9 protein-coding genes and 1 pseudogene are annotated in these 9,857 nt (G+C 42.2%); 1 reads left to right on the forward strand and 9 read right to left on the reverse strand.

The genetic code is table 11. The annotated features are described in order from the left end of the window. The 3 genes and pseudogenes from ACKTT2_RS01620 to ACKTT2_RS01630 all read right to left on the reverse strand — a co-directional run. Positions 1-269 (reverse strand): annotated as a pseudogene (locus ACKTT2_RS01620) (hypothetical protein); the annotation flags it as partial. 957 nt (positions 270-1,226) lie between these two features. Then, a complete protein-coding gene (locus tag ACKTT2_RS01625) occupies positions 1,227-1,352 on the reverse strand; it encodes a hypothetical protein (protein ID WP_407883292.1) in 126 nt (41 codons plus the stop codon). A gap of 67 nt (positions 1,353-1,419) precedes the next feature. Further along, on the reverse strand, positions 1,420-2,154 hold the full coding sequence (locus tag ACKTT2_RS01630; RefSeq protein WP_407883294.1) for an SDR family oxidoreductase: 735 nt from the start codon (positions 2,152-2,154) through the stop codon (positions 1,420-1,422). A 118-nt stretch (positions 2,155-2,272) separates the two neighbouring features. On the opposite strand from ACKTT2_RS01630, the gene ACKTT2_RS01635 reads away from it, so the two are divergent. Next, the gene (locus tag ACKTT2_RS01635) at positions 2,273-2,599 is read left to right on the forward strand and encodes a winged helix-turn-helix transcriptional regulator (protein ID WP_407883296.1); all 327 of its coding nucleotides are present in this window, start codon (positions 2,273-2,275) and stop codon (positions 2,597-2,599) included. A gap of 583 nt (positions 2,600-3,182) precedes the next feature. On the opposite strand, the gene ACKTT2_RS01640 is transcribed toward ACKTT2_RS01635, so the two are convergent. The 6 genes from ACKTT2_RS01640 to ACKTT2_RS01665 all read right to left on the reverse strand — a co-directional run. After that, positions 3,183-4,523, reverse strand: a complete 1,341-nt coding sequence (locus ACKTT2_RS01640; protein ID WP_407883298.1) for an oligosaccharide flippase family protein — start codon at positions 4,521-4,523, stop codon at positions 3,183-3,185. 133 nt (positions 4,524-4,656) lie between these two features. Continuing rightward, positions 4,657-5,940 (reverse strand): glycosyltransferase, encoded by a 1,284-nt coding sequence (locus ACKTT2_RS01645; RefSeq protein WP_407883300.1) that lies wholly within the window; start codon positions 5,938-5,940, stop codon positions 4,657-4,659. A 4-nt stretch (positions 5,941-5,944) separates the two neighbouring features. Then, complete coding sequence (locus ACKTT2_RS01650) at positions 5,945-6,991, reverse strand: NAD-dependent epimerase/dehydratase family protein (protein ID WP_407883302.1); 1,047 nt, start codon at positions 6,989-6,991, stop codon at positions 5,945-5,947. Continuing rightward, positions 6,988-8,040: a Gfo/Idh/MocA family protein gene (locus tag ACKTT2_RS01655; protein ID WP_407883304.1), complete on the reverse strand. Its 1,053-nt coding sequence runs from the start codon at positions 8,038-8,040 to the stop codon at positions 6,988-6,990. The genes ACKTT2_RS01650 and ACKTT2_RS01655 overlap by 4 nt, the downstream gene beginning before the upstream one ends. 68 nt (positions 8,041-8,108) lie before the next feature. Next, positions 8,109-9,113: a glycosyltransferase family 2 protein gene (locus ACKTT2_RS01660; protein WP_407883306.1), complete on the reverse strand. Its 1,005-nt coding sequence runs from the start codon at positions 9,111-9,113 to the stop codon at positions 8,109-8,111. 31 nt (positions 9,114-9,144) lie between these two features. Next, a partial coding sequence (locus tag ACKTT2_RS01665) for a glycosyltransferase family 2 protein (RefSeq protein WP_407883308.1) occupies positions 9,145-9,857 on the reverse strand: 713 nt, incomplete at its 5' end.

Below are 9,857 nucleotides of genomic sequence, written 5' to 3' on the forward strand. Positions count from 1 at the left end.
TCCTGCTTTTGAATGTGATACCATTTCGTTTCCTGACACCGGTCGCACCAAAATGCTTCTAACCATTCATCCTTTAAGGAAATTCTAGTCTCAGGCATTAGCATTATTTGGGCATTCTGTTGGCTGACTTCTTGTTTCTGGAGTAATACTGTGTGGCTAGCAAACAATGAATGCTTTCGACTCACACTATGAAGATAGTCTCCATGAATTGGACAGTATATAGCCCGTCGTTTTGAACGTTTTCTGTTTCGGTCACACCTTCTATACAAATTGACCTCCTGATATTGGTAGACACAGTATAAATAACAAGAAGGTTACGTTAAGGGGACTGAGATCGAAAAGACCATCAAAGCCCAACTTGGCGTCTCAATCATTAGCTATTTAATGACGTTAGATAAGCAATTTAGCTAAATATAGTCTAAAAACTCTTATCCTGTAACTGCTTAAAGAATTTGTCGCTTACATCTTAAAAAGAGTCATAAGTTGGCTCTCTAGCTGCCGTAGAATAGAGAATTCTCTAAAAGGGCTGACAGAACCTGCCTCCAATATTTTTCTTGGACTTATTAGGTTTCTGCGTTCATGTTATATCAAATCCGGTTGATTAATTATAAAAAATGATCTCTGTGCAAAAGCCTGAAATCATCTTTCCCCCTGCACCCTGCACCCTGCGGTCTTTATGATAAGTCTTTAACCTGACTTGATATTACAGTGTTATTAAGTTTTTAGTAAGTTTTAATTCTGTAATTAATCTTATAGCATTTGAAGCTCTAGAAATCAACTATATTTAACTTAGTTATTATTATTTTTTAACAAATTATTGTTATAAGTATCTGTTTTTATTTTATTAATTTTTTTAAAAGTAAAAAAGGTAAGAAAAGTAGTAACCGTTCAGGGGGGGTGTTCATGCGATGCTCGTTCCGAGCCGCTTCGCGAAGGTAAACAAGGGAGGCAAAATCTGGTAATCTAAGATTCATGGAAAAGTTGTGCCAAACCTATTTAGAGCAGATCCCTCCAGAAGAGTCCATACTGACTCAGTTTCGGGGCGACTATCAGATATTGGCAAGCTGTAGCGAGCCGCTACGACCTACTGAGACTGCCTATAGCGAGAAGTCCGCAAAACGGAGCAATTCGTAGGAAATCGAAGTAATTCGGTTAACTGACTTCACCAGACTGCAGAGTGGGGCAGGTTGGGAGAGTCTATTCTGTCACTAGAGGCGCGAGTCAGTTTAAAGCAAGCGATCGCCCAACTTTACCAAATTTTCTTTGAGGAGTATTGGCTGACTTGCTTGCCCACGATCGCAGGCAATACCAGCATCTATGCCGATGTGATTGCCAATTTGGTTCACCTGCAAAACGTTATCAATACTCTCTTTACAGATGTTAGCTTACATACTCTATCTGATGTTCCATTCCAAACCTTCAAACAATACCACCATTTGCCAGAATATGCTGTCCCGTTATCCAGCGTGCGTCCTCTGAAACCAGCATAGCAACGGCATCAGCAATATCAGCAGCCTGTCCAAGCCGCCCGAGTGGTGTTTGTGCAATCAACTGCTCGACCTGTGCTTGCTCTAAGACCAAACCGTCGGTGTCTGTGACTCCCGGAGATACAGTATTTACAGTAATTCCACGTACACCCAGTTCTTTTGCTAGTCCTGCACTAAATTGCTCGATCGCTGCTTTACTACCCGCGTAGGCACCTCCTGCTGGAATCGCCATTACCGTACCACTAGTAGAAATACTGATAATCCGACCGCCATCTGCCATATGCTTTGCTGCTTCTTGCAGAGCAAAGTAAACGCCTCTGGTGATATCAAACATACTATTGTATTCTTCTTCGGTCATCTCAGCAGTGGGTTGGAAAATATTTGTTCCGGCAGCATTGTTTACCAGTATGTCTAACTTACCGAAACGATTTAGTGTTTTCCGAAAGAGGCTGCGAACGTCTTCAATTTCTCTGACGTTGACTTGTACAGCAATTGCCTCTGAACCACTTGCCTCGATTGCTGAGACAACTTCCTCCGCCTTATCCTGATGTCCGGTGTAGGTGACGACTACTTTTGCTCCATCGCGTCCTAAACGTTCGGCGATGGCTCTTCCAATCCCGCGTGATGAACCCGTGACAATAGCGACTTTTCCTTGCAAAGGTGACATAGCATTTGCTACCCAATAGCAGATGATTATTAAACAATTCCTAAGATAAACAGAATAGTGACTTTTTTGGAAGTACTTACTTTTTTGTAAGTACCTATGAGTCCTTAAGGAGGCACAGATGTCAGAACAGACGAAAGGCACCGTGTTTGTGCAAACCACGCTCAAAGTTTTGGGCGGGAAGTGGAAGATTTTAATTTTGTGGCACTTGAAAGATCGAGCAAGACGTTTCAGTGAACTCAAGCGATCGATGCCTGAAATCACTGAGAAAATGCTAATACAACAACTTCGCGAACTGGAAAAAGATGCGATTGTGAATCGGAACGTTTATTCCGATGTGCCTCCTAAAGTTGAGTATTCCTTCACTGATTATGGTAGAAGTCTCGAACCTGTTTTAAGCGCACTCTGCAACTGGGGTGAGGAACATTTCAAACGGCTTAATCGGTAGTTGCTGTAATCACCTTACGTCTTCGTCATCGCAAACATAAACATAATGAAGAGTAATTACATCCTGTGCAAATCAACTCAAAATTCTCTCCTTACTCCATCAATATAGTAAAATGCAGAAAAAAGCAAAGGTACTAGCCAATGAATATTTCTCTAAATCTAGAATAGGAGGAATTCATAAAAATTCAAATTGAAAAAGGTAAATAGACCAATACTTCTGAGGTGATTAGTGGGGCTTTTAAACTATTAGAAGAAAATGTTCGACAGCAAGAAAAATTGCATCATAAAAATAATAGAAATCATATGCTGCTAGATAATTTGGATGATACTCTCCTACAAGATTTTAAGAAAATCAGTGAATCCGCGCTGAATGAATATTGGCTTGATAAAGAGGAGATGAAGCTTGGAAAAACCTATAGAACACTTAACTAAATCGGGAAACCCGCGCTCAATACAGTGTTTTCCTATTTGAGTTTTTCCCTTACATATTAGACATCTCCAGAAATTAATTATGCATTACCCGAAAGCTTTAGTAGGGGCGAACGGCTGTTCGCCCTTACACCTTTTTCACCAGATATCTATTGCTAAAAGAGCGCTTGAATTGGTAGTCCCAACCCTAAAGAATTCCGAACGAGCAGAAATAAAGCCAGCACTCCGATAAACAAAGCTGTCGTTTGGACATCCTGAATAAAGCAAGAGAGCTTTTCTCGCCAGAGTCCGTAAAGGTTAACTATATATAAGGGAAAATCACTGAGAGAGATAACTACGATCGCCCCTAGTATCCCGAAACGGTAATATGCCAGAGGTACACACAAAGTAATGATTGCAAAGCGAGCGAAATTACTTTGGGCGGAGTAGAGGGGCTTACTGATTGCTAACAGAGCGGGGTTAATCGTATAAAATAGCAGTGAAAACCAAATGCCACAACATAAAATCGGCATCATCCAGGTAGCTTCGGTATATCTTCGATCGTAGAGTACATTTATAATTAAATCGCCAATGGTAACGAGTGCAGCTAGTATAACCGCAAACCCTACCAGCAGAATTTGTCGTTGGCGAATTATTTTTGCTCGCAAACTCGCTCTTGGTAAGTCAGCTTGTTGAGAAATTGCAGGAAAAATAACTTTGTAGCTAAGTTGTTTGATAACTTCTCGGGGGATACTTGCTAGGGTATAGGCAACCGTGTAAACACCTAGCATTTTAAAAGACAGCAGTTTACCCAAAACTAAGCGATCGGCTTGTTCCGCAGCAAACATGAGTGCCGAAGCAATAAACATCCACCGACCAAAGGACAAAATCTCTTTGACAGCATCTCGATCCCACGCGAATCGGTTAGAATAATTTGGTATTAACCGATAGCTGCTAATGAGCTTGTATAATCCTCCGATTAACGTTCCAATTGCTAAAGCCCAAATATTTGGATAGAACCAAACTAAAACAATTAGGGTAGAAAGAAAACTTGCTTGCAATACAAATTCATATAAAGAAAGTTTACCCAGTTCCATCCGCCGATGAAGAGTATGCACGCTAGTAGAGCTAAACCCTTCAAGAACCGAGAACAGGACAACAATAGGAATTAGTCCCAAAAAGCGTTGGTCATTGTAAAACTTTGCGAATGGAAAGCTAATTAGTAAGCCAAAAATCCAGATAACGATACCACGAATGATTTGTAAAGTCCACGCAGTATTCAAAAAATCGGGGTCGTCACCTCTTTTACTATTAACTATATTTTGGGAAATACCAATGTCTGAAAATAGTTCCAGACCAACTCTGAGGGTGACGATCAACGCCATGATCCCAAAATATTCTGGTTGCAGTAGGCGGGTCAAAATTAAGTTATTACCCAACCTTAAGACTTGAATACATCCAAAACCCAAAGTTGTCCAAATCGCACCACGAATGGCACGCTTTTTCAAAGATGTCATGTTTTTTTAAGAGATAAGTAATTGGACTAAAATAAATACACTTTCATTGGGTTGGGCTTGGGGCATAGGGCAAAGCAAATGATAATTAAGTTCAATTACTTAAGGTGTTAATTGTTAGTTGTTGGTTTGCTGACTATCTACTAACTACTAACGTCTTATGTTCCATCAAAGAATTTTGTTCTTCTAAATATTGGGGACGAATAGGTTCAACCTCTCCTTGCAAAGCACTATATATAAGGCGATGCAATCGTTTTACTTCATAGGTTATGTTAAAATCTTTCTCCACTTTGGCTCGACCTGCTGTGCTAAATGCACCTCGTAGTTCGCGATCGATGAGTATTTTTTCAACGCCTTCTGTTAAAGAAACAACGTCTCCAGGTGGAACCAGATACCCGCTAACACCATCCTCCACCAACTCACTGACTCCGGCAATTCGGGTAGCTACCACAGGTACACCAGCCGCCATAGCTTCCATCAGCACTACCGGTATGCCTTCAGCAAAGCTAGACATCACAAAAACATCTGTTTGCTGTAGATGTTTGCGAACCTCAGCTTGGGATTGATAACCAACGAAATCTACATTTTTACTCAATCCCAAATCAGTAGTCATTTGTTCCAACTTTTGGCGATCGGGACTGTCACCGACAACTGTTAATAGAATGTCTGGATGCGCTTGCTTTAAAGTTGCAAGACTTTCAAGCAAGATTGGCAATCCTTTCGCAGCCGCTAGCCGTCCTACAAAAAGCAAGCGTTTTCCTAACTCGTTATGATTCACAACATTAAAAAGGGCTGGGTCGATACCACAGTGAATGATGTGCATCCGATTCCACTTGTCGATTGGGGCAAATACCATTCCTTGACTGCGAGCATAGTGGCTGATACAACACACAAATAATGCTCGCTTAATTTTTTCATCAAGTCGCCAACGATGAGGTTCAAAGAAAATATATGGACCGTGGAGAGTGAAACTGAAGGTAAAACCACCCAACTCAGCTGCTAGCATTGCTACGGTTCCACTGGAACTGACTATGTGGTTGTGTAAGTGTTCGATCTGTTTGGTCTTAATTTGATGAGCTAGAATCCCTGCTTCTACAAAGTAGAATAATTGGTAGATAATTCCGCGCCATCCGGGCTGGCTTGTAGACCATGCTAGTTTTAGCGCTTGTAAGTATCTGACTGGAGAGCCGAAAAATAGAGCAAGATGTGACAGCAGTAAATAAATTAGATTTACAGGAAGGATGTAGAAGGTGCGATCGCCTTCGCTTTGCTGTTCTGGTCCAACCATATGTTCGTTTCCTGGACGGCGAACAGAAAAGGTATGTACCTCGACGCCGAGTTCCCTAAGACCAAAGACTTCACGTTGGATAAAGGTATCCGTTGCTCTGGGATATTCACCCGTTAGGTAAGCAATCCGCATTGTGTTAACCTCCTAATGGTTGTAACGCAGGTGCAGGAGCAGGCACTTCCAGTAATTCAACATTGCTGCAGCTACGTTCGAGTGCAGTGTCGAGGCTATACTGAGGAGTCCAGTTCAAAACTTTTTTTGCACGGGTGTTACTGTAGCGGAATGGCTTAAACCTTGCATCCAAAACTCTGGGGATAAATATACCAGGTAGCCTTGCTTGTCCTTTAAGCGCTAGTTTATTGTAAATCCAGAATATCCAGGCAAACAAGTACAATATTGACAAACTCACAGGAATTGTGCGGGGTAGATTGTCCAGATGTTTAGCTAGTTTCTGGGCATAGACATTTTGAGTAGGCAAGTTGTCATCAACGATATTTATCGTTTGAGCGATCGCTTCATCACGCTCAGCAGCACTCAAAATAGCATCTGCACAATTTTCGACATACGTCAAGGGCATTTGTGCATGACCGCCAACTTTTAACCAGAGATTGTCGGTCAATTTTGCCCCAAGAATGGTGTTCCAGAGGTTATCTCGCCCATAAATCATTCCAGGACGAATGTATGTGACTTGCACTCCCTGAGTCTTGTAATCTTGCTCAAATTCTCGGACAAGTTCTTCTTGAAGCAGTTTGACTTGGGCGTATTCATCCCGTTGAAGGGGGTAGCGCTCGAGGGGCGTATCTTCAGCGATTGTTCTGCCAAATGAATAGTCGTAAACTGAAAAGCTACTAATATCAATGAGCCGCAGCACTCGAGCTGCAACCATCGCCTCAAGTAGGTTTTCGGTGGCAATAACTGTACCCGCAAATCGCGAGTAAAATTCACCATCCTTAACGGCTGCCAAATGGATGACTGCATCCACGCCCCGCACTGCATCAACAATACCATCTTTGCGTCGTAAATCGATACGAACTAGTTTTACTTCTGGATGATTGTGCCAAGCTAAACGCTTTTCATTACTAGTTGGTCTTACGACTGCACGCACCTGATGTCCCCGTCGTAGGGCTTCAGCAACCACATATTGTCCGAGAAAACCAGATGCTCCGGTTATTAGTAATTTCATACTCGATTCACCTCCATAAGTAGGGCGTTAACTAATCGATTTGTACGTTCCATATCCTCAAAACTAATTGGTGGCTCATTGCCATCAGTTAAGGCTTTATAGGTTTTATCCAAAAGCCGATGAACACCTTCGTAGGGCGTTTTTTGCATAATTTTGCGACGAAAATTCCGAAATGATGCATTCATTAACTCCCACCCGTTGACAAAATGATTAATCAGGGGAGAAATAAGTTTTCCACCACGGGGTTTAACATAACGCAGGTAGGGCTGAAACAAATCCGTTTCTACATAACCCTTTGCGCCTCGTACTGTCACGTAAAAGCATTGAGGAAGAGCATGACAACTGAATCGAATTCGCGCATGTTTTGAGCCTGCAATGACGATCGCATCTAGATCGTCGTACTTGAATAAATCTCCACCACCATGATTGCTCCAAGCAGCACTGACGCGATCGAAATCCGGTAGAAAACGCACAACTAAAGAACACAAGTGTGTGATAAAATCATGAACTGCTCCTGCTGGAAGTTTATGAATGGGATTGGGCAAGTTTTCGTCTGCAAATGGTCCACCACTGCGAATGTCGAGGGCGAGCCGAACTTCAATTTCCTGAATCTCCCCAATACTACCCTCTGCTACTATGTCTTTGATAGCAAGGATTTGTTCGTTAAAGCAGTAATTCTGGTTTTCAATCAGCCAGCGAGCGCAAGACTGGGCGAGGGTCCAAAGTTCTTTAAATTCATCGTATGTTGGTGTAATGGGCTTTTCACAAAACACGTGTACACCAGCTTGCAGGCAATCTCGAGCAATTTGCTTGTGGGTATGAGGTGGAGTCAGAATATGCACAACATCAGGCTTCACTTCCCTTAGCATTTGCTGGTAGTCAGTATAGGTCGAGTCGGCACCATATCGTCGTGCTGCATAGCTAGCAGCAGCTTTTGAAAGATCGCAAACACTAGCCAAATGGGCGTGTTCTGATTTAGCAAGAAAACTGAGATGTTCTTTAGAGATTGCTCCCGTACCAATGACTGCCGCTCTAAATTTTGTTTCCATTAATAGTTAAACTCCTTTGTTATCAATTTTTATACCATACTATTAAGTAATTACACTAAAAAATTATCTCAACTAGCTGAAGGTATACTTTTATATTCCACAAGGGTGCGTTGCCGTTTCAATAATCTGTGAACGTGAAATCGGATTTGACCTAGTAATTTTGGGTAATTTTCTAATACACAAAATAAGGCATAAATAATAGCATCCTTTTGCTGAAAACCTTTACGCAGTACAAGTTGGTACACTCGATAAGCTACCCAGGTGTAAGCCATTAACAGCAAGAGTATGCTTAGCCCTTTGGTTGGTGATAGACCAATAATTGCCAATACAGGTAACAACAAAGCCCACAACCAGTTTCTCAAACTTTCTCTCACCCAATGACGTTCGGGACTGCGACCATGTAACCAAGACCCCTCCGCATATGCATGACCGTTACGAGTTGAGCGTTTCCACCACTGGCTAAAACGGATAATTTGGGCATCGTGTAATGTCATCTGTGCGTCAACACGTAAAATTATTCCACCCTGCTGACGCAGCCGCACACACAATTCTGGTTCTTCTCCAGCAATCATTGTTGGATTAAACCCTCCTACCTTTTTTAATGCAGTTACTCTCACCATGGAGTCACCACCACATTCTTTGGTTTCACCTACGGGAGTTGCCCACTCAATATCACAAAGGAGATTATATATAGAGTTGGTAGGAAATTCTTCCCGACGCCGACCACATACCACCGCAACATCTGGTCGAGCTACTAATTCACTCACTGCACGTTCTAACCATCCCTCTACAACTCGACAATCTCCATCTACAAACTGAACAAACTCCACCTGTGGGTTCACTTGCAAGAGATATTCAAAACCTGCATTTCTCGCACGGGCGGCTGTGAATGGAACCGATAAATCTAGCTCCACTACATGAACCCCAAGAGAATTAGCCAGTGCCACACTACCATCTGTCGAGCCAGAATCAACGTAAACTACAGTTTTTTCCTCTCCTATGACTGATAGTAGGCACTGACGCAGACGGTTTCCTTCATTACGTCCAATAATCGCAATTCCAATAGGTTGCAAGGTAAAATCTCCTGTAATATGCGTTTAGTTTTCAGACAACATCCCGTTCTGTACGAACCCACACCTTTTGAGGTTTTACTAGAAATTTGATGTAAATGGGAATTTTCCAGAGGACGTAAAAGGGAACAGTTAAGAGTTCTTGTAGAGGTAAGTCTTTTCTGGCGAACCTAGCCCAAGCGATAAGAATTGCACTTAGGAAACAAAATCCTGCTGTAGCCGCGATCGCAACTGGTATCCATGATGCTCCCAAAGCTGCACTTAGCGCACAAGTTGCCATCAAAGATGACCAGATCGTAACCAGCAGAGAAAGCGGTGGTATGCACAAGTCTAAGACATTTACCAACAAATCAAATCTTCTTTGATAGAATGCTTCCTTAAACAAGGCGGGAACATAAGCTTCCATTATCTGTAAATGACCGTGTTCCCACCTAGTTCTTTGACATGACGCTGCTTGTAGTTGCTTTGGCAAATACCCCAGTACTGTTGCTTCTGGACAGTACACTGGTTTGTGTCCTGCTATGGTCAAATCTAAGCCCAGTTTTAAGTCTTCTAGAAGGCGATCGTTAGCTAAGCTAACCGAACGGATGACTGACCAAGGAAAAGCCATACCTGTACCAAGCAATGGGCTTGGTAATCCTAAGCGGGCTAATCCAAGAGGACGAACTAAGTTCCTAACAATGTTGGAAAATTGGGAGATAAAGTCTTTTGATGATACAGAGGTTTTATGTTTAACCATTAGGTAGG

Source organism: Scytonema hankhaensis NUACC26 (assembly GCF_045865695.1).
Lineage (GTDB): Bacteria > Cyanobacteriota > Cyanobacteriia > Cyanobacteriales > Nostocaceae > Scytonema.